The organism is Natrinema sp. DC36, assembly GCF_020405225.1.
Classification (GTDB): domain Archaea; phylum Halobacteriota; class Halobacteria; order Halobacteriales; family Natrialbaceae; genus Natrinema.
This window is the reverse complement of record NZ_CP084472.1, coordinates 3351022-3373739: the sequence shown is the minus strand read 5'-3', so window position 1 is coordinate 3373739 and position 22718 is coordinate 3351022. Positions and strand designations below refer to the sequence as shown.

Annotated in this window: 23 protein-coding genes; 14 read left to right on the top strand and 9 right to left on the bottom strand. The window is 64.6% G+C overall.

Going from position 1 to position 22718, the window contains the following annotated elements; translation table 11 throughout:
* The first annotated feature begins 6 nt into the window (after positions 1-6).
* Positions 7-936, top strand: a complete 930-nt coding sequence (locus LDH74_RS17290) for a hypothetical protein (RefSeq protein ID WP_226039933.1) — start codon at positions 7-9, stop codon at positions 934-936.
* A complete protein-coding gene (locus LDH74_RS17285) occupies positions 933-1742 on the top strand; it encodes a hypothetical protein (RefSeq protein WP_226039932.1) in 810 nt (269 codons plus the stop codon). Before LDH74_RS17290 ends, LDH74_RS17285 begins: the two co-directional genes overlap by 4 nt.
* Positions 1743-1761: 19 nt before the next feature.
* Here LDH74_RS17285 and LDH74_RS17280 read toward each other — a convergent pair whose 3' ends face one another.
* Positions 1762-2160, bottom strand: a complete 399-nt coding sequence (locus tag LDH74_RS17280) for a hypothetical protein (protein ID WP_226039931.1) — start codon at positions 2158-2160, stop codon at positions 1762-1764.
* A gap of 256 nt (positions 2161-2416) precedes the next feature.
* Here LDH74_RS17280 and LDH74_RS17275 point away from each other — a divergent pair, with 256 nt between their 5' ends.
* Positions 2417-2734, top strand: coding sequence for a DUF5783 family protein (locus LDH74_RS17275; protein ID WP_226039930.1), 318 nt, complete (start codon positions 2417-2419; stop codon positions 2732-2734).
* An 82-nt stretch (positions 2735-2816) separates the two neighbouring features.
* On the top strand, positions 2817-3179 hold the full coding sequence (locus LDH74_RS17270) for a NifU family protein (protein ID WP_226039929.1): 363 nt from the start codon (positions 2817-2819) through the stop codon (positions 3177-3179).
* Between the two features lie 147 nt (positions 3180-3326).
* Here LDH74_RS17270 and LDH74_RS17265 read toward each other — a convergent pair whose 3' ends face one another.
* From LDH74_RS17265 to LDH74_RS17255, 3 genes are all read right to left on the bottom strand, one after another.
* Entirely contained in the window at positions 3327-4235 is a 909-nt protein-coding gene (locus LDH74_RS17265; protein ID WP_226039928.1) for a ketopantoate reductase family protein, read from the bottom strand.
* Positions 4236-4312: 77 nt separating this feature from the next.
* Complete coding sequence (locus tag LDH74_RS17260) at positions 4313-4606, bottom strand: hypothetical protein (protein WP_226039927.1); 294 nt, start codon at positions 4604-4606, stop codon at positions 4313-4315.
* A gap of 105 nt (positions 4607-4711) precedes the next feature.
* Positions 4712-5050: an anaerobic ribonucleoside-triphosphate reductase gene (locus LDH74_RS17255; protein WP_226039926.1), complete on the bottom strand. Its 339-nt coding sequence runs from the start codon at positions 5048-5050 to the stop codon at positions 4712-4714.
* Between the two features lie 398 nt (positions 5051-5448).
* On the opposite strand from LDH74_RS17255, the gene LDH74_RS17250 reads away from it, so the two are divergent.
* Complete coding sequence (locus tag LDH74_RS17250) at positions 5449-6360, top strand: alpha/beta hydrolase (protein WP_226039925.1); 912 nt, start codon at positions 5449-5451, stop codon at positions 6358-6360.
* A 321-nt stretch (positions 6361-6681) separates the two neighbouring features.
* Here the strand turns inward: LDH74_RS17250 and LDH74_RS17245 are convergent, their stop codons facing one another.
* Together LDH74_RS17245 and LDH74_RS17240 are read right to left on the bottom strand one after the other, a co-directional pair.
* On the bottom strand, positions 6682-10341 hold the full coding sequence (locus tag LDH74_RS17245; RefSeq protein ID WP_226039924.1) for a DNA polymerase II large subunit: 3660 nt from the start codon (positions 10339-10341) through the stop codon (positions 6682-6684).
* A 1-nt stretch (position 10342) separates the two neighbouring features.
* Positions 10343-10762, bottom strand: coding sequence for a PPC domain-containing DNA-binding protein (locus tag LDH74_RS17240; protein WP_226039923.1), 420 nt, complete (start codon positions 10760-10762; stop codon positions 10343-10345).
* A 313-nt stretch (positions 10763-11075) separates the two neighbouring features.
* Here LDH74_RS17240 and LDH74_RS17235 point away from each other — a divergent pair, with 313 nt between their 5' ends.
* From LDH74_RS17235 to LDH74_RS17210, 6 genes are all read left to right on the top strand, one after another.
* Positions 11076-12662 (top strand): ABC transporter substrate-binding protein, encoded by a 1587-nt coding sequence (locus tag LDH74_RS17235; protein WP_226039922.1) that lies wholly within the window; start codon positions 11076-11078, stop codon positions 12660-12662.
* A gap of 120 nt (positions 12663-12782) precedes the next feature.
* Entirely contained in the window at positions 12783-13811 is a 1029-nt protein-coding gene (locus LDH74_RS17230; protein ID WP_226039921.1) for an ABC transporter permease, read from the top strand.
* A gap of 2 nt (positions 13812-13813) precedes the next feature.
* A complete protein-coding gene (locus LDH74_RS17225) occupies positions 13814-14845 on the top strand; it encodes an ABC transporter permease (protein ID WP_226039920.1) in 1032 nt (343 codons plus the stop codon).
* Positions 14846-14847: 2 nt separating this feature from the next.
* Positions 14848-16020, top strand: a complete 1173-nt coding sequence (locus LDH74_RS17220; RefSeq protein WP_226039919.1) for an ABC transporter ATP-binding protein — start codon at positions 14848-14850, stop codon at positions 16018-16020.
* 10 nt (positions 16021-16030) lie between these two features.
* Entirely contained in the window at positions 16031-17365 is a 1335-nt protein-coding gene (locus tag LDH74_RS17215) for an oligopeptide/dipeptide ABC transporter ATP-binding protein (RefSeq protein ID WP_226042552.1), read from the top strand.
* A gap of 177 nt (positions 17366-17542) precedes the next feature.
* On the top strand, positions 17543-17698 hold the full coding sequence (locus LDH74_RS17210; RefSeq protein ID WP_226039918.1) for a hypothetical protein: 156 nt from the start codon (positions 17543-17545) through the stop codon (positions 17696-17698).
* Positions 17699-17810: 112 nt separating this feature from the next.
* On the opposite strand, the gene LDH74_RS17205 is transcribed toward LDH74_RS17210, so the two are convergent.
* The gene (locus LDH74_RS17205; protein WP_226039917.1) at positions 17811-18317 is read right to left on the bottom strand and encodes a hypothetical protein; all 507 of its coding nucleotides are present in this window, start codon (positions 18315-18317) and stop codon (positions 17811-17813) included.
* Between the two features lie 153 nt (positions 18318-18470).
* On the bottom strand, positions 18471-18746 hold the full coding sequence (locus LDH74_RS17200) for a helix-turn-helix domain-containing protein (protein WP_345778562.1): 276 nt from the start codon (positions 18744-18746) through the stop codon (positions 18471-18473).
* A gap of 157 nt (positions 18747-18903) precedes the next feature.
* On the opposite strand from LDH74_RS17200, the gene merB reads away from it, so the two are divergent.
* Positions 18904-19590 carry an organomercurial lyase gene (merB, locus tag LDH74_RS17195; RefSeq protein ID WP_226039915.1) on the top strand — a complete coding sequence of 229 codons (687 nt, stop codon included), beginning with the start codon at positions 18904-18906 and terminating at the stop codon, positions 19588-19590.
* An 18-nt stretch (positions 19591-19608) separates the two neighbouring features.
* Here merB and LDH74_RS17190 read toward each other — a convergent pair whose 3' ends face one another.
* Positions 19609-19770, bottom strand: a complete 162-nt coding sequence (locus LDH74_RS17190) for a hypothetical protein (protein WP_176548145.1) — start codon at positions 19768-19770, stop codon at positions 19609-19611.
* A 133-nt stretch (positions 19771-19903) separates the two neighbouring features.
* Between LDH74_RS17190 and LDH74_RS17185 the strand changes: the two genes are divergently transcribed.
* Both LDH74_RS17185 and glyS read left to right on the top strand, forming a co-directional pair.
* Positions 19904-20758: a CBS domain-containing protein gene (locus LDH74_RS17185; RefSeq protein WP_226039914.1), complete on the top strand. Its 855-nt coding sequence runs from the start codon at positions 19904-19906 to the stop codon at positions 20756-20758.
* A complete protein-coding gene (glyS, locus tag LDH74_RS17180) occupies positions 20751-22583 on the top strand; it encodes a glycine--tRNA ligase (RefSeq protein WP_226039913.1) in 1833 nt (610 codons plus the stop codon). The genes LDH74_RS17185 and glyS overlap by 8 nt, the downstream gene beginning before the upstream one ends.
* The last annotated feature ends 135 nt before the right edge of the window (positions 22584-22718 follow it).

Genomic DNA, 22718 nt, shown 5'->3' with positions numbered 1-22718 from the left:
GAAATCATGGTCGGAACGACACTCAGAGAGATTCGTCAGCATATCGAACGACTGGCCAGCGACGACGGAGCGTACTACGTCGTCTGCGCCCGCTCCGGCGAACGTCCCGTCCCGGTCGCCGGCCAGCGGTTCGCGACCCGCCCGGACGCGGCGGACGCCGCGCAGGCGACCGAACAGTATCGCGCCGCACTCAGGCGGTACGATCCGCGACTCCCGTGTTACGATCCGATCGTCTGTCAGGCTCGAGCGGCGGACGCGGACGCGAATTCCACCGCGAACGGTGGTCGGCGGCAATCGAACCGACGAGTCGCGAACGCGGGGACACAGTCGCCGACTGGTCGAGCGAAGCGAGGCCAAGACGAGTCCCCGCTGATCAGCTTCTGCCACGACGTCTCCGGTGCCGTCTTCGAGGCCCTCTCGGCCCGCGACCACGACGACGCCGAGCGCGCGATCATGGAGACGTATCTGGCCGCGGCCGAGGCGACGACCAACCGGAATACGCTCTGTCTGGTGTTGCTCGAGACGATGGCGTCGGAGCTCGAGTGCTACCTCAATACGGTCGAACGAACACGGGTACTGCGGGCGGCAGCGGCGAACCTCTCGCCGGTCGACCCGGTAGACGATCCGGTCGCAACGAGCCTCGAGTTCCTGGACTCGCTGTCACTGATCCGAGCGTACGGCGTCACGCGCGACTCGAGCGACGCGACCGGCGGCGACGCCTGGACCGTCTCCCTGCGGGGATACGCCATCGAGTGTGGCGAGCGGCGGTTTCCGACGCTGCCGATCGGGATCGACATCCTGCGTCGGACGGCAACGCCGACCGCCGAACTCGGCGTGACGGACGTCACCGCACTCGGCGACGGCGACTGGCAGTTCGTCCTGACGAACGACGAGGAGGCGACGGGTGGACTCGTCTGTACGCGAGGTGAGCCGTGACAGGATCGACGGCCGTCCACCGGGCGCTCGAGTGCGTCGACGAGGAGCGAGAGGCAATCCGCGACCGCGGGACGGCATTCGAAACGTTCGCACAGCGCGTTCGAGCGGTTCCGGCGAAAGACCCCGAATCGACCCGCCCTCGGCGAACGGTTACGGCGATGGCGACGACGGCGACGCAGGCGACCCCTCCGCAGGGACCGACCCCGTCGACATCGGCCGATCGCTGTGTCACTGTCAGTCAGGCGTTCGCCGAGACGGTCCGACCCCACAGTGTCGCCGACTGCGACGCCGACGAATCGGTCGTCGAGACGATCGCGGCGGAGTTGACCGAAGACATCGCCGTCGCACTCGTGGCGGAAAGCGGATGGACACCGACGCTCAAGTCCGCCGTCCTCGAGGCTGTTTCGACCAGACGGCGCGAGGTCGAATCGCTGCAGGGACTCCTCCAGCGCGAGCGCTCCACACTCGAGACGGCGATCGACGAGATCGACGAGATCGTCGACTGGCTGCGGGCGACGGCCGACGAATCGCTCCTGCAGTGTGACTTCGACGCGTTGCAGGCGAAACACGAGCGGCTCGAGGCGTACCGGGACCGGCTCGAGGCGCGCATCGACCGACGACAAGCGCAGTTTACCGAGTCGACCAATCGCTATGGACCGGGCGGAACCCGATACCGATCGGTAGTCACGTCGATTTATTCGGATCTCTCCGTTCGGTATCCGCTGCTGTCGACCGTAACGCGACTGTACGGCATCTGCGAGGGGTGTCAGCGGGCGGTGCGCTCGCAGCTGACGCGGCGTGTTTAGACGCGGGAACTGCGAGGTGTCACGGCGACGCGGACGACCGAGAGAACCCGTCCGGGATGAGACCGGAGAGAGAGACGCGCTCGAGCACCTGTCCGACCGCGACCGGATCGTCGGCCCCCGAGACGGTTTCGTGGATACTGCGCATGCACTCGAGCAGGCCATCGACGGCAGCTCGGCGGGTCGAGACGCGGCCGATCGATCGGCAGATCGTGCGATCCGTGAGAAAGTACCGGTAGCGAAGCTCCCAACACCGACAGAGGCCGAGTCCCGGATGGGATCGATCGGCGAGGGTGCAATCCGCGATCAGTTCGATCGGTGGCCGGCTGTGCCGGTAGACGAACTGATCGTCACAGAGCTCCGCCAGCCCCCACCTCGGTGGTAACGCTTCGGGAGGAATGGGGTCCTGGTCAGTGATCATGCTCTCGGAGTCGCCGAGAGCGGGAGTGTCCGTTCCGCCTGCGAGCGCTTGCTCCTATATAGGGTGCCCCTACAGTGTCAGTGTTCTGGTATACGAACCCGTTACCGGGTCCGGCGGGTTGAACACGGCTCGAGCTGCGGCCTCTCTCACGGACCAGTTCGAGCTGGGCAGTGAGACGTAACGACCCCAGGGCGACGGACCGGCTTCAAAGGGGATGATCGTCCGACTTTTGTCGCCGCTTCCCCTCGGTTCGGATATGGCCGACTTCGATCCCGAGAAGTTCGAGGACAAGTACGCCAACTACTTCCCCGAGCTTCAGCAGGCGTACAAGAACGCGTTTAACCGGATGAACGACCGCTACGACTCCCAGCTCGTCCACGCGATCGACCAACAGGTGTTGAACGAGAGCGAACCGTTCTACGAGGGCGACGGCGAGTTCCGTATCGAACTCCCCGAGGATCCCTACGATCGGCTCTCCGACGTAGTCGTCGAGGAGGAGCGGTTCGAAACCGTGCTCGAGGCCCACATCGAAGAGATCGAAACCGAACTGCAGCGCGTCTTCGGGTTCGTCTGAGGAGAGGTACAGACATCGCCGACACCGGCAGCCGAACATGAAGGACGGAAGGTTTAGGGGGGCTGATACCCAAGGGAATTCTATGAGCACCGAGACCCAGAACGACGGGGACGACCTCGAGGAGCGCGTGACGAATTTCCTGCGACGAAACTTCCCGCAGATCCAGATGCACGGCGGCAGCGCGGCGATTCAGGACATCGATCGCGAGAGCGGCGAGGTCAGCATCGCTCTCGGTGGCGCCTGCAGCGGCTGCGGAATCTCGCCGATGACGATTCAGGCGATCAAGAGCCGGATGGTCAAGGAGATTCCCGAAATCGAGAAAGTCAACGCCTCCACCGGTATGGACGGGGGCGAAGAAGAGATGGGCGGCATGAGCCCGTCCTTCCCCGGCGAGACCGTCGACGACGACGGCGAGGTCGACGAAGGGCCGGAAGCACCGTTCTGAGCCGGTCGTCCGCGCGGATTCGAACTGATATTTTGCTATTTTCGACGCGAGAGCTACCGGACGGTCTCGGAATCGCGAACGATGACTCGTTCGCACGCCGACCGACGCCGAGTTCCGCGGCGATCGGTGCGTGCGACCGATGTCGGCTCACCGAAGGTCGCGTCCGCGCTCCCACGTTCGAACCAGCGTCGTGAGCGTCCGGTTCGTCGGTACCTCGAGCCCTCGCTCGGCCGCTCGATCGACCACGTAGCCGTTGATCGCGTCGATTTCGGTCCGTCGCTCCCCGAGGACGTCCTGGCGCATCGAGGACGTGTTCGCGGCCGTATCGGTCGCGACGGACTCGAGTGCGGCCAGTGCCGCGCGGTTCGACAGGTCGACATCGAAAGAGCGGGCGACCCGCGCCGTCTCGCGAGCGGCCGCCCGGGCGAGGCTGTCGGCGGACGCCTCGAGGACGGCCCCGTTGTCGATATCCGCCAGCGCCGTGACGGCATTGATCCCGGCGTTGACCGCGAGCTTCTCCCACAGACGACGGGGCATGTCCTCGGCGACGATCGGTTCGAGGCCGGCCGCGGCGAAGGCCTCGCCGACCCGGTCCGCGAGCGCCGAGGGCCCGCCGGCTCGAGCGCCCAGAACGACGTCGCCCCGGCCCGTGCACTCGACGACGCCCGGCTCCCGCAGGATCGCGCCGTAGGTCGCCGTCCCGGCGAGTACCGGGGCCTCGAGTCGCGCCGCGAGCGTCGCTTCGTTCCCCATGCCGTTTTGCAGCGAGAGTATCGCGTCGACAGCGCCCGTCGCGAGCGTTTCGGCGGCTGATTCGGTGTCGAAGGATTTGACAGTCACGACGGCGAGATCGGCCTCGAGGCCGGCCCCGTCGGTCGTCGCAGCGGGGAAGACGCGGGAGGGACCGCCGTCTATCGCGCCCTCGAGCCGCAGTCCCGACTCGCGGACGGCGCGAGCGTGGTCCTCGCGCGCAACGAGGGTCACGTCGTTTTCGCGCGCGAGCAGTCCGCCGACGAGGCTGCCGAGGCTGCCGGCCCCGAAGACGACGATTTCCATGACTCGAGGTGGAACGAGTGGGGTGAAAACGATGTCGTCCGATGGTCGGTCTGGGCTCGCGGTTCCGGAAGCCGCGCTCAGTCCTCAGTCCAGTAGTAGAGATCCTCGCGGTCGGCACCGCAGTTCGGACACTCGTCGGGCACGTCGCGGTCGAGCCGTCCCAGTTCGCCACACTCCCAGCAGCGCCACATGAGCTCGGCTTCCCCGAATTTCTGCCCCGATCGAACGTGTTCGACGCTCAGCCCCTCGATTCCCTCTCGAAGCGTGATGTAGACTCCGTTCTCGTCGACCCCGCGAACTCGGCCAATCTCCGTCCCGTCTTCGGTGTATACCATCGTTCCGAACCCCAGTCGTGTTCGTTCTTTTGCCATGTTAACCACCCACATGAATCTACGCTGTAAGCGGTGATAAATCCCTACATGCTATATGAAATGGGTCCGGGACCGCTACGACGTCCGATCGACGCTCCCGACGATTCAGTCCTCGGTCCAGTACATCAGATCCTCGCGTTCGGTGCCGCAGTTCGGACACTCGTCAGGGAGCCCTCCCTCGATATCGCCCATCTCGCCACATTCCATGCAGCGCCACATGAGCTCCGCCTCGCCGAACGACTGTCCCGACCGGGCGTGCTCGACGCTCATCGCCTCGACACCCTCACGGGTGGTGACGAAGAAGCCGCTCCGTTCGAAGCCCCGAATGCGGCCGATTTCGTCGCCGTCCTCGTCGTAGACCGTCTGCCCGAAGTCGAGTTCCCGTACCTCCTCGAGGGCCTCCTCGTCGCCTTCCTTCGTCGGTGTCTCGCCAGTTTCGACCATAGACAATTCTTACCGGCGACGGCGATAAAGTCACAGCACGCATTATGCGAGTAGCCGCTCGAGGGAGTGAAACGGACGATATCGGGACGTCGAGATCACAGCAAATCGTGTGAGCTGTATCCACGGTAATAGAAAACAATATACACCATCCGAACAGAGACACGTGATATGATAGTTTGTCTCACATCTGGTTTTTGTGACGGTGGCGTTGCCGTCGGCTCACACGACCTCGAGTCACGCGGATCGGGGAAAACACCGGGTCCTATCGCATCGATCGATAACGGAAGCCCTGTACGGTCAGTCGCTCCGAATCCGCTGCGGTCGGCGGACGCACCCCTCAGGTGCAGTCCGGTCCCTCATACGGTCGCAGGCCCTGGAACGGATACTGTGATCCGATCATGAGCGGGACCGGCGTCACGACGATCGGTGACTGTCGGATCGCTTACCGGCGCGCGGGGACGAGCGGCCCGCCCGTCGTCCTCTGCCACGGCGCGGGAATCGACGACGCGACCGTCTCGTGGCGACACGCGATCGACGCCCTCGCGGACGACTACCGCGTCTACGCGCTCGACTGGCCGGAGTACGGGAACAGTTCCGGGGACGTCGAGCACACCGTCGAAACGTACGTCGATATCCTCGAGGGCTTCCTCGAGACGCTCCCCTTCGAGCGCGTCTCGCTCGTCGGGATCTCGATGGGCGGCGGTGTCGCACTCGGCTACGCGCTCGACAACCCCGACCGGGTCGACCGCCTCGCACTCGTCGACAGCTACGGGCTCGGTGGCCGACTCCCCAGCGCCCTCCAGTGGAAGTTCCTCTCGCAGATTCCCGGGATGACCGAGTTCGGGAAAATCGCCGCCAGTACGAGTACGCGGAGCGTTCGCAGGGTTCTCGGCTCACTCGTCGCGGACGCCGACGCACTGCCCGAGCCCTTCGTCGACGACGTCAGGGAGAAACTGATGGAACCGGGCTCGATACGGGCGTTCACGGAGTTCCAGAACAACGAACTCTCCTTCAGCGGCCGCGTCGCGACGAACTTCGTCGACGACCTCGAGTCGCTGTCGGTGCCGACGCTGCTCGCCCACGGTGAGGATGACCCGCTGGTGCCCCTCGAGTGGTCGGAGCGAGCGGCGGAGCGGATTCCGAACGCGGAACTCGACGTGATCGAGGACTGCGGTCACTGGACACCTCGAGAGCGGCCCGATCGGTTCAACGAGAGCCTTCGAAACTGGCTGCCGGACCCACAGCGGGTGCCAACCCCGCAGTACACCAAGGCGGGGATGCCCGGCGTCACTCGAGTCAGCAGCGATTAGGACCGTCTCGTTCGTTCTCCGTTATCAGTCACCATCTGGCCGGGAGTACGGCTCGAGCGACGCGAGAGCCGTACGACCCGGGGGAGGGCAGGCCGTTGCCCGAACACCGACCGCGAGCGAAGCCGTGCGCGGCGCTACGCGCCGCGAACAGTCGAACGGCCGAAGGCCGTGAGACGGGGTGAGCGAGCGGGCCGACGACTGACTCGAAGTGAGCAGCGCGAACGGAGAGGAAGGAGGAGTGCTTTTGATCGAAATTTTACCGAGGGACATCGCGCTGTGCGGCGAAGCCGCCAGCGCGATAGACCGCAGAGTAAAATTTCGCTACATGAAATCCTCGATCCCGCTCTGCTTATTTTTGTCATTCTCGAAGACGCTCTCGAGGGATTTCTCGAGCACTTCTAACCGCTGTTTCGTGTAGGGGCGACAGTCGTACTCGTCGGCGACCTGGATGGCCGTCTGCATGTACTTGTTCACCGAGCCCTTGTGAACGGTGAGGTTGACGCGGCCGCCACACTCCCGGCAGTCGCCGGTCAGGGGCATCCGGCGGAACTTCTCGCCGCAGTCGAGACAGCGGGTTTCCTGCCGGGAGAACGCCCGGAGGTTCCCGATCAGATCCGGCAGGAAGTGGTACTCGATGACCCGCTCGGCGACGTCCGTCTCGTCGACGGCCGCGAGCTTGCGCGAAAGCTCGAGTTGGGCGTCCATCTTGTCCATCATCGAGCCCAGCGTCTTGTACGCCGAAAGATCGGGGCCCATCGCGATGTTGGTGGTGTCGTGCGTGTGGTCGAAGCCGGTGTACTCGGTATCGGTACCGAGGGTGTCCTCGGCGATCTCGACGTCGACGTCCTCCGGGTCCGCCTGCTCGAGGGTGGCGAGGTAAAAGTCGCGGGGGTACTGCCTGACGACGTCCATGTTGTGGGCCTCGTCGTCGATCTCGGAGGGGTCGATTCTCGAGGACATGACGAGGGGTGCGTCCATCTTCCCCCCTCGTTGGTCCGGCAAGAAGGACTTGCTGAAGTTAAGCAGTCCGTCAAGTAGCAGCATTACGCAGTCTTCGTCACCATCGCAATTGCGACGTTTTGCGGCGTGGAAGTACGGATGAGCGTATCCCACGGCAGCGCTCGTGAATCCAATCACTCTTCCGACAGTCGCCGCGGAGGTGTGGGGTGCCATCCCGAAGACGAGTTCCCCCACGAGATCCTGACGGTCCTCGAACTCGTAGTAGGGCTCGAGGCCGTAGTACTGCTCGAGCAGGTCGTCGATGAAGTCGGCGGTTTGCAACATGTGCTCGGCTGCGCCGTCCGAGAGGACGATGTCCTGCACGCGGAGTTCGACCAGCTGGTCCTCGTGGGTGAGCGGTTCGCCGTGGATGTCCTCCTCGTAGTCCAGCGCCTGCAGCTGGCCGACGTCGACGTCGAGTTCGCTCGCGCGGACGGCCGTCACCGGCAGGTCGGTCATGTCGTAACGGACGGTGCCGTCCTTGAACGTGGAGACGTCGTGTTTCGCGCGCAGGATCCCCTTCTCGATCGGTTCGGGGACTTTGGTCTGCGAGGAGAGTCCCTTGACGCCCTTGAGGATCTCGAAGGCGTTCTCGCGCTCGCCGACCGACTCGAGGGCGTCGCGGTACTCCTCGTGGATATCGATCTCGCGGGTGTCCACACAGGTCGCCTGGCGCTCGCAGCGGGGGCACTCGACGCGGCCGGCCTCGTCGGGGTCGACCTGAACGTCGCAGTCGTAACAGCGGTAGTCCGGCATCGTGCGGGCGTTGCAGTCCGGACAGCGGTTCTTGAACGTCTCCGTCCCGCAGGACTCACAGCGCTGGCGACCGATCTGGACGTCGACGACGCCGGGGGTGTCCGACATCGTCTCGGCGTGTTTGGCGGCGTCGGCGACGTTGCGCTGCGTGCCGCCGGCCTCGCCGATCGGGAACAGGGTGTGGACCGCCGGGCTCAGATCGCGGCTCTCGGATTTCTCCGGCCGGCCCATCCGGTTACCGATCCGGGTCGGGGCCCGCTCGCGGACCCGGAACGGAGCGACTTCGTTGACCGCCTCGATGGCGTTGTCGCCCTCGGTCTCGTGGCCCCACGTTCGCGCTCGTTCCGAGAGGTCGTCGTCGGACCACGTTCGCTCGAGGTCGACGATCGGCTCCTGCGCGTCGTTCCCGGATTCGGCCTCGAGCGCCGAACCGTCGGCGACCGCCCGTCGCGGCTCACAACCCAGCGTGCGGACGAACGGCCGCCAGCCGTCGATCTCGAGGCGGTCCTCGTCCGGGCGCTGGCGGTGCTCGAAGACGATCGTCTCGAGCGCCTCCCGGACGGGTTCGGTGTACTCGAGCACGAGCGTCGCGTCACCATCGGCGTCGCCCTCGACTCTGCCGTCCGCGACGGCCTCGGCGAGGGTACGGAAAGCGTCGACCGAGATGTCGTGCCAGAGGTAGGTGTACTCGGGATGGAGCGGCGCGTCGTACTCGACGGCCCACTCCAGCGCTTCGCCGGCGTCGGGGAACTCGAGGTCGATTCGGGGGTCGTCCTCGAGCGCCTGTACGTTCGCGCCGGCGGCTGCGAGGTCCTGTACCCACCACTCGTAGGTGTAGGAGGCGGGGGCGAGCGGGTGGTTGTTCTCGACGAACTCGCCGTAGTTGACGAGGTACTCGCCGAGGTCGAGGATCGCCTCGACGCCGTTTCTGATCTCGAGGGCGTCCTCGGGGTCGTCGATCCGCCAGACGTCGCCGTTGGCGAGTTTGACCGTCGGTCCCTCCAGCGAGTCGACGGGGACGACGCCGGCGGCCTTCCCGGGACGTTCGGTCTTGATCTGGGTACCGGTCGCGAGGAAGTCGTCGACGAGGTGCATCGCGGCGGGGTGGACGCCGGCGGTCGCGAAGCCGTGGTTGCGCGCCCGACCGTAGCGCAGCCGAAAGCCCCCCTTCGCACACGGATGGGAGAAGACCGGCCGGCCGGCGATCAGATCCCGAAGGAACTTCTCTGAGGTCTCCACGCGCGGGGGCCCCTCCGAGTCGTCGGGAGTGTCGCCGCCGTCGTCCGGTTCGTTCGCGTCGGTCTCGGCCGACTCCTCGTCAGCGCCCTCGTCGCCCTCACCGCCGGGTTCGTCGTCCGCGGCGTCCGATCCCTCACCGTCATCTTCGTAGTAGTTGCCGTCGATGAGATCCTGCAGCCACGGCCAGTCGACTTCGTCGAGGTTGCGGGTGTAGCGCTGGATCTTCGGCGCTTTCAGCGCGATCCCCTCGGCGAGAACGAGACACATCCCGCCGCGGGCGCTGTTGGTGTCGACCCGCTCTAAGTCGCGAAAGCCCGAGACCTCCTCGTCGCCGGTCGCCTCCCCGTCGAGCATGATCGGGAGGTTCTTCGCGATGAATTTGGCCTCCGAGTCTTTCGGGGAGTACTGCAGTCCCGTCTCCTTGTCGTAGAGGCCGAGTTCCTCGGCGTAGCGTTCGACCTCCTCCTGGCGGGCGTCGTACTGTTCGATGCCCACGAGTGCGCGCGTGTAGTCGGCGACGAGCACCGAGAGGGCCTGCGCCGTTCCGCCCGCGGAGCGAATCGGCCCGGCGTAGTAGACGTTGACGAACTCCGTCCCGTCGTCGTTAGTGAGAATCTCGACCCTGTCGATCCCCTCGATGGGTGCGGCGACGACACCCTCCGTCAGGAGCGCAACCGCGGTGCGGACCGCCCCCTCGATCTTGCCGGCGTTCGTCTCGTAGTCACCGACGCGTCCCTCGGCGAAGTCCTCTGCGAGTTCGAGGGCGGCCTCCTCCCTGCTCATCTGCCCCTCGAGTTCGCGGACGCGTTCGGCGACGCCGTCGATCCCGAGGATGTTCTCGACGCGGTCTGCCATGTCCTTGGCGACCGGGATCTCGACCTCGGGTTTCGGATCGCCGCCCCGTTCCTTGGCCCGCTCGGCGACATCGATGGCGTCCTCGAGCTGGTCCTCGAGCCCCTGAAAGTACCGTTCGTCTTCCCCGCGCATCTCAGAGCCAGAGGTCCAGTTCGGTGGTCTCGTCGTACTCGCGCTCGAGGGGCTCCTCGAAGACGCGCAGGTGGACCTCGCCGGCCCAGACGGTCGCCTCGTTCAGGTGGCCGGCGTAGGCGGTTCCCTCGTCGTCCGAGAGGACCGCGTGGGTGTGGGCGAACCGTTCGTCGTCTAACCAGGATACGTTCCCGACGCAGGTGGCGACCTCGAGCGGTTCGTCGAACGCGATCGGATAGTACTCGCACTCGTCCTGATCGTAAAACCAGAGTTCGGCGTCCTGGACCGCGCCGAGCGCGCTAAACCAGCCGGCGTCGGCGTCGACCGCGTCCGCGAGCGACTCGATCTCGGCCCGCCAGTCGGCACCCGTCTCGAGGCGGGCGACGTACTCGTCCGTGGTCTCGACGGCGCGATAGTTCATACGCGACTACTGTGACGGCCGGGAGAAAAAGCCCTCCGGTCGGTTACGGACGATACGGATCGAACATCCGACGAACTCCGAAACGGGGCCGCTTTCGTGCTCGACGCAAAGGGGCGCAGGCGTCTACGATAGTATTGCTAATAGCGGTAGGGACTATCTACTGGCCAGATGTGTTAAACAGCGATCAGAACCGAACATAGATCACCAATTATGGAGGATATGGTATTTTTTCGCGATTTATGATGGGATAATATCGGAATAATTCGTCAGACACCAAAAGATATAATAGTCGGGTACCGGCACTTGTCACAGTATGGCACGAGACACGCCAAAGGTTACCAAACGGCAGCTGCTCACGTCGGGAGCTGCCGTTTCTGCGGCAGCGATCGCAGGGTGCATCGGTGGGAGTGGCAACGGAAACGACAACACGTTCCTCTTCACGCAGGAGCAAGCGCGGGAAGATCAGTTCGATCCCGTCGTCTCGAACGATGCGTACAGTTTCCAGGTGATTCAGCTCGTCTTCGACGGGCTCTACGAGTACGACGAGGGCCTCCAGCTGCAGCCGAAACTCGCGACTGGCGAACCGACCGTCGAACGCGACGGAACGCGCTATATCTTCGAGATCGAGGAGGCGGCCGAGTTCCACAACGGCGACGACGTGACCGCCGCTGACGTGGCGCACTCGTTTACCGCCCCGGTCGAGGAGGAGACCGAGAACGCCGCGGAATACAATATGATCGAGAGCACCGAGGTCATCGACGACTACCAGCTGCAGGTCGACCTCGGCGACGAGCCGTACGGCCCGTTCGAACTGGCGACGATGGGTGTGACGGTCGTGCCCGAGAGCGTCCGCACAGACGACCGTGAAGCGTTCAACACGGACCCGGTCGGCTCCGGTCCGTTCCAGTTCGCCGAACTCGGGAGCGATTACGTCGAGATCGAACGGTGGGACGACTACTGGGACGACCTCGAGCCGAACCTCGAGCGAGTCCGTTTCGAGTCCCACGAGGACAATGCGGGCCGCGTGTCCGCCATCAGAGGGGAGGATACCGACGCCATCGCGGGCATTCCGAACGCGGACTGGGACGTCCTCGAGAACGAGAACGGGGTGAACCTCCACTCTGCCGAGAGTCCGACGTTTATGTATATGGCCTTTAACTGCAACGAGGGGCCGACGACGAATCCCGAGGTGCGACGGGGGATCGCCCACTCGTTCTCGATGTCGGACTTCATCGAGTCCAGCGCCGGGAACGTGACCTCGCCGATGTACAGTCCGGTTCCGCCGGTCGTCAACGAAGTCTGGGGGTTCCCGGAAGACGAATATCAGGACATGTTGCCGGAATACGACCCCGATCGGGCGCAGTCGCTTCTCGACGAACACGCGCCCGACGACTTCGAGCCGACGATCATCACGCCGGCCGGACTTCGGGCGCGACTCGCCGAGCGGATCGCCACTCGGCTCGACGAGATCGGCTACGGTGCCGAGGTCGAGCAGCTCGACTTCGCGACCCTGGTCGACAGGTATCACACGGGTAGCACCGATGACTACCACATGTACCTGCTGGGCTGGACCGGCGGCCCCGACCCCGACTACTACCTCTATCCGCTGTTCCACGAGAGTCAGACCGGGGAAAACGGCAATCAGGGTCACTACTACGAGGGAAGTGAGGATTTCCACGACGACATCGCCAGGGCGCGCAACATGGCGGGCCAGGAGGAACGGTACGACGTCTACGAACCGGTTATCCGAGAAATCGTCGAGCAACTCCCCGTGCTCCCCGCGTTCACGCAGGACAATACGATGGCCTCTCGCGACTATGTGCAAGGTCTGCAGGCCCATCCGGAGGTCACGCGGAATCCGACCCTCGTCGCGGACTACACGAACGTGTCGATGGAGTGAACGCGGCGCGAGACCGCGTTCGGTCCGGCGGCGGTCGAGCTCGTCCGCCGACGGCACCGAACGCCGACGCCGCCCGAGTACGGACCACAACGACGAGAACACCGACCGATTCGCTGACCGATGAAACTACTCAGATACACGACATACAGGCTGCTACAGTCGATCCCCGTCCTGATCGGGATCTCCGTCATCACGTTCCTGCTCGCGAACCTGGGGCCGGGCGATCCCGTCAGCCTCATGCTTCAGGGACAGGAAACCAACGAGGAACTGATCCGGTCGATCGAACGGCAGTACGGGCTCGACAGGCCGCTACACGAGCGCTACCTGTCGTATATGGCCGGGCTACTACAGGGCGATTTCGGGCAGAGTTTTTACTACAGGCGGCCGGTGTCCGGCCTGATACTGGAACGGGTCGGGCCGACGCTCCTGCTGGTCCTCTCCGCGTACGCGTTCGCGCTCATCACGGCGATTCCCCTCGGGATCATCGCCGCCGACCGGCGGAACGAACCGACCGATCACGTCTCCAGAATCGTCGCCCTCTTCGGCGTCAGCACCCCGTCGTTCTGGATCGGGATCGTGCTGATCCTCGTCTTCGCCGTCTTGGCACCGTGGCCACTGCGGGTGATACCCGGACTGCCACTTCCCACGAACGGGCTCATCTATCCGTGGCGACCGCCGAGTTCCTATCGGAGTATCGACGGCCATCTCGAGTTGTACTACCAGACGATCAGACACCTGCTGTTACCGATGATCGCACTCGGGACGTTACAGATGGCGACGATCATGCGCGTCGAGCGCACGCAGATGATCGAGTCGCTGCAGGGCGAGTACGTCAAGCTGGCGCGTGCGTACGGCGTACCGGAACGGACGATCCTGCGAAAACACGCCTTCCAGGTCGCTCAACTCCCGATCATCACCCTCGTCGGCCTCAACCTATCGACGGCGCTTGGCGGTGCAGTTCTGATCGAGGAGGTGTTCAGCATCAACGGGATGGGGAAACTGTTCATCGACGCGATCCAGCAGAACGACTACCAACTCGTGATGGGCGTCACCATGATGCTCGGCGTCCTGTTCGTGATCGGCGTCATCATCACGGACATCTCGTACGCCTACATCGATCCGCGAGTCACCTACGGGGAGAGTGAGTAACCATGGCAATCGGCGAATCAGAATTCGAGGCCGGTTCGGAATCGATGGCCGAAGACGAGGTCGAAACCCGCGTGGGCTGGCGGTACACCCTCGCGCGGGTCAAACGGGACACGACGGCCCGGTGGGGACTGTACATCGTGGCGTTCGTGTTGTTCGTCGCGGTATACGCCCTCGTCGACAGTAACCTCTCGCGGCTCACCTTCGGAGTGGTATCGGACTACACGTTCGCGGAGCTACTGCCGTTCTTCGATCACCCTACGCACCTCCCGCCGCCGGGCGAAGGACAACAGAACGTACCTCCGTACTTCCCGCTCGCGGAGCAGTCGTGGAACCCGCTGCCGGCGGGCGGCATGCCCGAGTATCCGCTCGGCACTGACCCCGCCGGTCGGGACTACTTCACCAGAGTCGTCTACGGCACGCAGGTGTCGGTGTTCGTCGGGCTGGTCTCGACGTTCATCGGCCTCACCGGCGGGACGCTCATCGGTGCCGTCGCGGGCTACTACGGCGGCAAGGTCGACGACCTCCTGATGCGGCTGGTCGAGACGGTGTACGCGATCCCGCCGCTGATCCTCATCATCGTCTTCACCGTGTTCGTCGGCGGCGCGAACATCTGGTACGCGGTGATCGGCGTCGGCATCGCCTTCATCCCCGTTTTCGCCCGCATCATCCGCAGCCGCGTCCTGAGCATCCGCGAGATGGACTACATCGAGGCGGCGCAGGCGGCCGGCGTCAAGGATCGAAACATCATCCTGCGACACGTCGTTCCGAACAGTTTCGCGCCGGTGCTGGTGTACGCGACGCTGCAGATCGGCGTCACGATCCTCATCGTCGCCGGGCTCTCCTTCCTCGGCTACGGCGCACAGCCGCCGACCCCGGACTGGGGGCAGATGCTCAACGTCGCACACAACAACTACATGCACTCGAACATCTGGCTCTCGATCTGGCCGGGACTGGCGATTATGATCACGATTATGGGCTTCAACCTGTTCGGCGACGGCCTGCAGGACGCCCTCGACCCGCGGATTGACGACTGACAATGAGCACCGAACCACTACTTCGCGTCGAGAACCTCGAGACGCAGTTCTTCACGGACGCAGGGACAGTACGCGCCGTCGACGGCATCTCCTTCGAGATCCGCGAGGGCGAGATCGTCGGCCTCGTCGGCGAGAGCGGCGCCGGCAAATCGGTCGCCTCGATGAGCCTCTTGCGGCTCGTCGAGAGACCCGGCGAGATCGTCGGCGGCGAAATCACCTACAAGGGCGAGACCATCGTGGGCTTCGAAGAGGGGCCCGACGGGGAGCGTCGAGAGCGCGACGAGATGCTCTCGAACGAGGAGATCCGGACCCGGATCCGGGGCAACGAGATCGCGGTGATCTTCCAGGATCCGATGGAGTCGCTCAATCCCGTCTTCACCGTCGGCGGCCAACTGCGGGAGTTCATCGAACTCAACCGCGGGCTTTCCGAAGACGAGGCGAAAGCCGAGGCGATCGACATGCTCCGGGAGGTCGGCATCCCCGACCCCGAACAGCGCTACGAGGAGTACCCCCACCAGTTCTCCGGGGGGATGCGCCAGCGCGTGCTGATCGCGATGGCGCTGGCCTGCGAACCGAGCCTCATCATCGCCGACGAGCCGACGACGGCCCTGGACGTCACCGTCGAGGGACAGATCATCGATCTCGTCGACGACCTCCAAGCGAAGTACGGGACGAGCTTCCTCTGGGTCACCCACGACCTCGGCGTCGTCGCCGAGATCTGCGACCGAGTGAACGTCATGTACCTCGGCGAGATCGTCGAGCAAGCGCCGGTCGACGAGCTGTTTTACGACACGAAACACCCCTATACGAACGCACTGCTGAACTCGATCCCTCGTCCCGATCGAACTGTGAGCGAACTCGAGGCGATCGAGGGAGTCATGCCCGAAGCGATCGATCCGCCGTCGGGCTGTCGGTTCCACCCGCGCTGTCCCGACGCCCGCGAGGTGTGCAAGCGGGTCCACCCCGACGCAAAAACCGTCGACGACGCCGACGGCGAACCGCATCGGGCGGCCTGCGTGAAATACGACGCCTTCGACGTCGGCTACGTCGAAAGCCGACCGCTCGAGGGGGCAGCGGGGATCGATCGGACGGCGGCAGCCGGAGACGTCGACGAGCCGGAATCGATCGCACCGAATCCGGCCAGCGACGAGAGCGGAGGTGAGGGCCGTGAGTAGTGGCATTCGGATGGACGAGGAGAGCGGCTACGACAGCGACGACGCGCTGCTCGAACTCGAGGGCGTCTCGAAGTACTTCGCACAGGAGTCGGGACTGCTGGCGGGCGTGCAGTTCGATCCGAGCCAGTTTCCGCCGATCAGCGTCGACCGGGACCGCGTGAAGGCGGTCGACGACGTCTCCCTCGAGATCCAGCCCGGAGAGACGCTCGGGCTCGTCGGCGAGTCCGGCTGCGGCAAGAGCACGCTCGGGCGGACGGTCTTGCGCCTGCTCGAGCCGACCGACGGAGACATCTACTTCAAGGGGGAGAACCTGGCCGACCTCGGCGGCGAGGAACTCCGGCGGATGCGTTCGGATATGCAGATGATCTTCCAGGACCCCCAGTCCTCGCTCGACCCGCGGATGAAGGTCGGCCAGATAATCGAGGAGCCGATGGGGGCCCACGACATGTTGGACGACGAAGGGCGGGAAGCGCGGGCGAAGGACCTCCTCGAGAAGGTCGGGCTCGATCCGCGCCACTACAACCGGTTTCCCCACGCGTTCTCCGGCGGCCAGCGCCAGCGCATCAACCTCGCGCGAGCGCTGTCGGTCGACCCCGATTTCGTCGTCTGCGACGAGCCCGTCTCCGCGCTGGACGTCTCCATTCAGGCGCAGGTGCTGAACACGATGGAGCAACTCCAGGAGGAGTTCGGCCTCACCTTCCTCTTCATCGCCCACGATCTCTCGGTGATCCGTCACATCTCCGACCGCGTCGCGGTGATGTACCTCGGCCACATCGTCGAGTTGGCGGAGAAAGAGGAACTGTTCGAGAACCCCCAGCATCCCTACACCCGCGCGTTGCTCGAGTCCATTCCCGTCCCCGATCCGCGGGAGAACGGTGCGCGCGGCGTGCTCGAGGGCGAGGTGCCGAGTCCGGTCGATCCGCCCTCCGGCTGCCGGTTCCGCACGCGCTGTCCGCGCCTGATCGCGCCCGACGAGTACGACTGGGCCGACGGGGAGTGGGAACGGACGCGAGCGTTCATGCGGGCGGTCAAGCGACGAACGTTCGAACCGATGCCGGCCGCCCGGATCGAGGCCGAGTTCTTCGGCGGGAATCCCCCGCGTGGCGAGGCAGGAGCGATCGTTAGTGACGCAATCGAGCTCATCGCCACTGATAGCGAACGGAGCGGGGGAGGCGAAGCGGGTGACGATGGTGACGACCAATACGATCGATGGGCGGCGGCGACAAACCTGTTGCTCGAGTCCTTCGCCGAGCAGAGCATCTGCGCCCGCGAGCGGCCGGCGTACGAACTCGAGGCCGAGTACGGCGACGGGGAGCATCTGGCGGCCTGTCACCTGCATCGGTGACGGCCGGGACCCGCTCGAGATTCGTGTCTCCGAACGGTTCTATCGGCCGTTCGGCGACGAGTCTCGAGACGCAACGCAACTGTGAGAGTCGTTCACTAATAGTTCGAGCGCCGATCATCCAACACGGTCGATCATCGCAATAATGCTTAAAGGGTTGTCGCAACTATTAACTCGTGTATGAGTAAGATACTCGCCATTCTGGCAACGCACACGAAAGCTGGCGCGAAGGTACAGCGAACGATCGAACACTCGCCCGCGTTCTCGGGCGTCCAGACGAGCGAGAACGGCCGTCCCGAGACGCAGGTCTCGCCGGGCGGGTTCCTAACGGGATAGTCCCGACAACCGGTAGCGATCTCTCAGTACGGATACCGGTGTGTGGATCCGACACCGAAACAATTGGGAGTTCCCCCTCCGAGACCGACGATCTTGCGGGCGATCACCCGACTCAGTCGAACGCCGACGACGGATGCTCGACATAGAGATCCTGTTCTGTCACCCGCCGGTAGAGTTCGTAGAGCGTCTCGACCGCCGCCTCGTCGGGGTCGAACCGAACGTGTGGAGCAGCGTAATAGCCGCGACAACTGACGAGGAAGAAGTACAGCGTCCGATGATGATCGGGCGTCGCGTCGACGACGCCCAGCGATCGGCCGCCCAGATCGTCCGAAAAGTCGTTGAGCATCGCCGCGATATCGTCCTGCAACTGCTCGTCCGGCCGATACTGGGGGAACCCGAACGTCCGTTGCATGTACGTCGTCGCCGCCTCGAGAACCGAGTTCGAGTCCCACCCGGTCGGGTCGACGGCCTGAAACGTCTCGTACAGCGCGAGCGTCCGCGAGAGCTCGTCTCGGGTAACTGCAATCGGCATGACCGGCTCGCCGCGCGGGAGCGAGTAGTCGGGAAACGTGTGCGAATCGGGGGCCGGAAGCTGCGCGAACACCTGCTCGATCGACATATGCGAACGTATGTCACAGAGGGTGAAACTGTTACCGGTGTGCAACTGGCCACGCGGGATACTATAGTAGCCACTGAAAGTCACTGCACACCTGATCGCACGACTGCGTTGCGATCAGTATGTGAATCGTTTCAGCGGCTACTATAGCGGAGTCTACCGTTCCCCGTCGGCGGCCCACTCGAGGAGCGGCTGGAGTCGCCGGCAGAGTTCGTCGCCGTCGTCGGTGAGGTCGTACTCGACGCGCGGGGGAATCTCGGCGTACTGCTCCCGGTCGAGGTAGCCGGCGTCGACCAGCTCGTCGAGCCGGCTCGAGAGCGTCGAACTGCTCACGTCGTCAAACGCGTCCTCGATCTCGCCGTACCGCGCCGGTCCGATCGCGCCGACGACGCAGATCAGCTGCATCGCGTACCGACGGCTGAGCAGTTCCATTAACCCGTCGAGTCGGCAGTAACAGTCGATCTCACAGGGCGAATCGGACGGTTCGAGTCGGTCGTCAACGGTCTCGGCCATAGCTTTCGATCACCGCAGTTACTCCGTTACTTCGGACTCGGCAGTACAAGTACTTCGCGGATCGAAGTAATAGTGTATGACGGAGCAAACTTGCGAGTGTTGCGAACCACTCGAGCGGCAGTCAGCAGTGTCGGAGAGCGAGAGCGACCGCGAGAGCGCGACGACGGCGGTCGAGGACGGCCCGTCGGTCGACCGCTGGCTCGGCGAGACGGCCGTGATGGAGACACCGTTACCCGAGGACGTTCAAACGGCGATGGAACGGTTCTTCGGCGACGTGTCGATCACCACCCTCGCGGAGTGGGTCACCGAACTTCGAGATCGAATCGGCGGCGGCTCGATCGAAATCGACGACCTCTGTCACGCCGACGAGGAGACGGGCCACTGGGGCGAACTGGACGGCACCCGCTACGACTTCCAGTGTTTCTACGACGCGGTCGCGCTCGCCGAACTGTCGTCGAAATCGGTCGAGGTTCGCACGGAGAGCCCGGACGGGACGGTCATCGAGGCTCGAGCGACCGGCGACGGCGACGTGACAGCGACGCCGACGACGGCGGTCGTCTCCTTCGGCGTCGCGACCGACGGCTCGGCCGCGATGAACGGCGGACCGACGCTCGAGGACGCCTATACTTCGATCTGTCCAGTAGTTACTGCGTTTCCGACTCGGAGCGCGTACGAACAGTGGGCAGCCCAGACGCCGGTCGCAACCGTCGGTCTGCCGATATCGGCCGCGACGGGAGTCGCGACCGGTCTCGTCGACGAATAATCCCATTTCCCTCCCCAGTTATCGCCAGGCCGGCAGCGTCGGTGCGTCGTCCGCCTGCATGGAAAGCCAGGCACCGTCCGCGGAGATATCCGCAATGACGTACTCGTCGCTCGCGGCCGTCGAATCGATCGAACCGACGATGGTGTCGTCGGACGTCATGGCGTGGGGGTTCGTCGCCATGTTAGTGAGTGACAACCACCGACATATAAACTCATCGAATCTGACTGTCCGTTCACGATACTAATCGGAAACGGGGCGACTTCCGACGTCTGAAACACTGGGTTTATACTCATTTTCGCCGTACCGGAGAGATATGAACGTAGCCGACGCGATGACGCCCGGCGAGGACGTGGTAACCGTCGACCTGCCGGGTACCCGAACCGACGTGCTCGAGTACCTGCAAGAACGGTCGTTCTCGTCCGTACCGGTCGTCGAAGAGACCGATGACGGACTCGAGTACCGGGGTCTGATCTCGCGGGAGACGCTGATCGAACGGCCGGACGAGGACCAGCTGGTCATCCTGATGAACGAGGACGTGCCGACGACGACCGCCGAGACGAGCCTCGAGGACATCGCGCGGACGATGGTCGAGGCGGGCGCGCGCCGCGTCCCGGTCGTTGACGGCGAGTTCGAGGGGATCATCACGGTGACGGACATCATTCACGCGGTCGCGACGGGCGACCAGCCGACCGACGGCACCGTCGAGTCCCACGCCAGCGAGAACGTGAACACGACCTACGAGGGTGCGCCCCTCCCCGTCGCCGAGCGGGAACTCTCCTACGCGAACGTCCCCTACACAGTCGCGTTGGACGACGAAGGCCGGATGAACGGCGTCCTCACGGAAGTAGACATCATCGACGTCGCCCGGATCGTCGAGGGCGAGGAGGAGACGGGCGACAACTTCGGCGATCAGGACGACGACTGGTCCTGGGAGGGGATCAAGGCCGTCGGCAGCCGCTATCTCCCCACGCGGGACATCGAGATTCCGACGGGGCCAGTTCGAGGGTTCATGAGCGACGACATCGTGACGGTCTCGAGCCAGACGACGATTCAGGAGGCCGCACAGCGGATGATCAGCAACGACATCGAACAGATTCCGATGGTCACGGGCGAAGATCTCGCCGGCATCGTCTGCGACGTCGATCTCCTGGAGGCGCTGTATGAGTGACCAGGAAGGCGCGGACGAAAGCGCAGAGGAACCGACGAGCGAAAAACTGGTCGAACTGGCCAAACGGCGAGGCTACTTCTTCCAGTCCTCGGGCGCGTACGGCGGCGTCGGCGGCTTCTACACCTTCGGCCCGCAGGGCGCGGCACTGAAGGGTAACGTCGAGGACGCCTGGCGCGATCGCTTCGCGCTCGCGGAGGGTAACATGGAGATCGACGCGCCGACGATCATGCCCGAACCCGTCTTCGAGGCGTCGGGTCACCTCGAGGGGTTCGACGACATGCTCGTCGAGTGTCCCGAGTGCGGCGAGAGCCACCGCGCGGATCACGTCGTCGAGGACGAGACGGAGTACGAGGACGCCGAGAGCCTCCCGATCCCCGAAGTCGAGGACGTCATCGCCGAGTACGAACTCGTCTGCCCGAACTGCGGCGCCGGGCTGGCGGGTCAGGCCGTCGACTCGTTCAATCTCATGTTCGCGACGAACATCGGTCCCGGCGACTCCGACCCCGGCTATCTGCGCCCCGAAACGGCGCAAGGGATCTTCGTCGAGTTTCCCCGCCTCAAGGAGTACGCGCGCAACCAGCTTCCCTTCGGCGTGACCCAGATCGGCCGCGCCTACCGCAACGAGATCAGCCCCCGGCGCTCGATCATCCGCACGCGGGAGTTCACGCAGGCCGAACTCGAGTACTTCATCGACCCCGAGGCCGACGAACCGGACCTCTCGAGCGTCGAAGACGTCGAGGTCACGCTCTACCCGGCCAGCGAGCAGAACGATGAGGACGGCGAGGCGTTCGAGACGACGATCGGCGAGGCTGTCGAAGAGGACATCATCACCGACCAGTGGGTCGCCTACTTCCTCGGCGTCGCGAAGCCGTGGTACGAGTCGGTCGGCGTCGACATGGATCGCTTTCGCTACCGTCAGCACCTCGCGGGCGAGCGGGCCCACTACGCCAGCGACTGCTGGGACGCCGAAGCGTTGATCGACGGGAGTGAGGAATCGCAAGATTCCGAACAACGGAAGTCGGCGGAGCCGTCTTCCGGTTACTGGATCGAGATGGCCGGCTTCGCCCACCGGGGGAACTACGACCTCTCGAAGCACGCCGAACACTCCGGCGACCGATTCACGATCTTCCGGCAGTACGACGAACCCAAGACCGTCGAGCGCGCCACGGTCGATCCCGACATGAGCTACCTCGGCCCCGAGTTCGGCGGTAACGCGCAGGCCGTGGTCCAGACGCTCGAGGACCTGGCGGCTCGCGACCGCTCCGCGTTCGACGGCGATACAGTCGAGATCGAAATCGAGGGCGAGACCCACGAAATTCCCGTCGGGAAGACCGGCTTCTCGGTCGAGGAGCAGACCGAAGCGGGCGAGCACGTCACCCCCCACGTCGTCGAACCATCCTTCGGCGTCGACCGGACCGTTTACACCGTCCTCCACCACGCCTATCGCGAGGACGAGGTCGCCGACGAGGAACGCACCTTCCTCGAGCTCGAGCCGGAGGTCGCACCCACGTTCGTCGGCGTCTTCCCGCTCCAGAGCGACGACGAACTCGAGTCCGAAGCCGAAGGGATCGCCGCGGCCCTGCGCGAGGCGGGGCTGTCGGTCACCTACGACGACTCCGGGAACATCGGACGGCGCTACCGCCGCCAGGACGAAGTCGGCACGCCGTTTTGCGTGACGGTGGACTACGAGAGCATCGAACAGGAAGACGGGGGCGTGACGGTCCGCGAGCGCGACTCGACCGATCAGAAGCGGCTCCCGATCGACGACCTGCCCGAGACGCTGTCGGCGATCCGCGCCGGCGACCTCGAGTTCGAGGAGTTGTAGGGGTCGCATCGCCGAGGCTGGCGGCCTTCCTATTGCACCCGCGAGCGAGTGAAACGAGCGAGCGGGCCGACGACCGATGTGGACGGCGCTCTCGAGCGCCGGGAACGGAGGGAGGAGGCTTTTGATCAACCCTTT

What these genes read in the sequence shown, in the direction of transcription:
- LDH74_RS17290 (WP_226039933.1), top strand. Translation starts at nt 7, where the DNA reads ATGGTCGGAACGACACTCAGAGAGATTCGTCAGCATATCGAACGACTG.
- LDH74_RS17280 (WP_226039931.1), bottom strand. Translation starts at nt 2,160, where the DNA reads ATGATCACTGACCAGGACCCCATTCCTCCCGAAGCGTTACCACCGAGG.
- LDH74_RS17275 (WP_226039930.1), top strand. Translation starts at nt 2,417, where the DNA reads ATGGCCGACTTCGATCCCGAGAAGTTCGAGGACAAGTACGCCAACTAC.
- LDH74_RS17270 (WP_226039929.1), top strand. Translation starts at nt 2,817, where the DNA reads ATGAGCACCGAGACCCAGAACGACGGGGACGACCTCGAGGAGCGCGTG.
- LDH74_RS17265 (WP_226039928.1), bottom strand. Translation starts at nt 4,235, where the DNA reads ATGGAAATCGTCGTCTTCGGGGCCGGCAGCCTCGGCAGCCTCGTCGGC.
- LDH74_RS17260 (WP_226039927.1), bottom strand. Translation starts at nt 4,606, where the DNA reads ATGGCAAAAGAACGAACACGACTGGGGTTCGGAACGATGGTATACACC.
- LDH74_RS17255 (WP_226039926.1), bottom strand. Translation starts at nt 5,050, where the DNA reads ATGGTCGAAACTGGCGAGACACCGACGAAGGAAGGCGACGAGGAGGCC.
- LDH74_RS17250 (WP_226039925.1), top strand. Translation starts at nt 5,449, where the DNA reads ATGAGCGGGACCGGCGTCACGACGATCGGTGACTGTCGGATCGCTTAC.
- LDH74_RS17245 (WP_226039924.1), bottom strand. Translation starts at nt 10,341, where the DNA reads ATGCGCGGGGAAGACGAACGGTACTTTCAGGGGCTCGAGGACCAGCTC.
- LDH74_RS17240 (WP_226039923.1), bottom strand. Translation starts at nt 10,762, where the DNA reads ATGAACTATCGCGCCGTCGAGACCACGGACGAGTACGTCGCCCGCCTC.
- LDH74_RS17235 (WP_226039922.1), top strand. Translation starts at nt 11,076, where the DNA reads ATGGCACGAGACACGCCAAAGGTTACCAAACGGCAGCTGCTCACGTCG.
- LDH74_RS17230 (WP_226039921.1), top strand. Translation starts at nt 12,783, where the DNA reads ATGAAACTACTCAGATACACGACATACAGGCTGCTACAGTCGATCCCC.
- LDH74_RS17225 (WP_226039920.1), top strand. Translation starts at nt 13,814, where the DNA reads ATGGCAATCGGCGAATCAGAATTCGAGGCCGGTTCGGAATCGATGGCC.
- LDH74_RS17220 (WP_226039919.1), top strand. Translation starts at nt 14,848, where the DNA reads ATGAGCACCGAACCACTACTTCGCGTCGAGAACCTCGAGACGCAGTTC.
- LDH74_RS17215 (WP_226042552.1), top strand. Translation starts at nt 16,031, where the DNA reads ATGGACGAGGAGAGCGGCTACGACAGCGACGACGCGCTGCTCGAACTC.
- LDH74_RS17210 (WP_226039918.1), top strand. Translation starts at nt 17,543, where the DNA reads ATGAGTAAGATACTCGCCATTCTGGCAACGCACACGAAAGCTGGCGCG.
- LDH74_RS17205 (WP_226039917.1), bottom strand. Translation starts at nt 18,317, where the DNA reads ATGTCGATCGAGCAGGTGTTCGCGCAGCTTCCGGCCCCCGATTCGCAC.
- LDH74_RS17200 (WP_345778562.1), bottom strand. Translation starts at nt 18,746, where the DNA reads ATGGAACTGCTCAGCCGTCGGTACGCGATGCAGCTGATCTGCGTCGTC.
- merB (WP_226039915.1), top strand. Translation starts at nt 18,904, where the DNA reads ATGACGGAGCAAACTTGCGAGTGTTGCGAACCACTCGAGCGGCAGTCA.
- LDH74_RS17190 (WP_176548145.1), bottom strand. Translation starts at nt 19,770, where the DNA reads ATGGCGACGAACCCCCACGCCATGACGTCCGACGACACCATCGTCGGT.
- LDH74_RS17185 (WP_226039914.1), top strand. Translation starts at nt 19,904, where the DNA reads ATGAACGTAGCCGACGCGATGACGCCCGGCGAGGACGTGGTAACCGTC.
- glyS (WP_226039913.1), top strand. Translation starts at nt 20,751, where the DNA reads ATGAGTGACCAGGAAGGCGCGGACGAAAGCGCAGAGGAACCGACGAGC.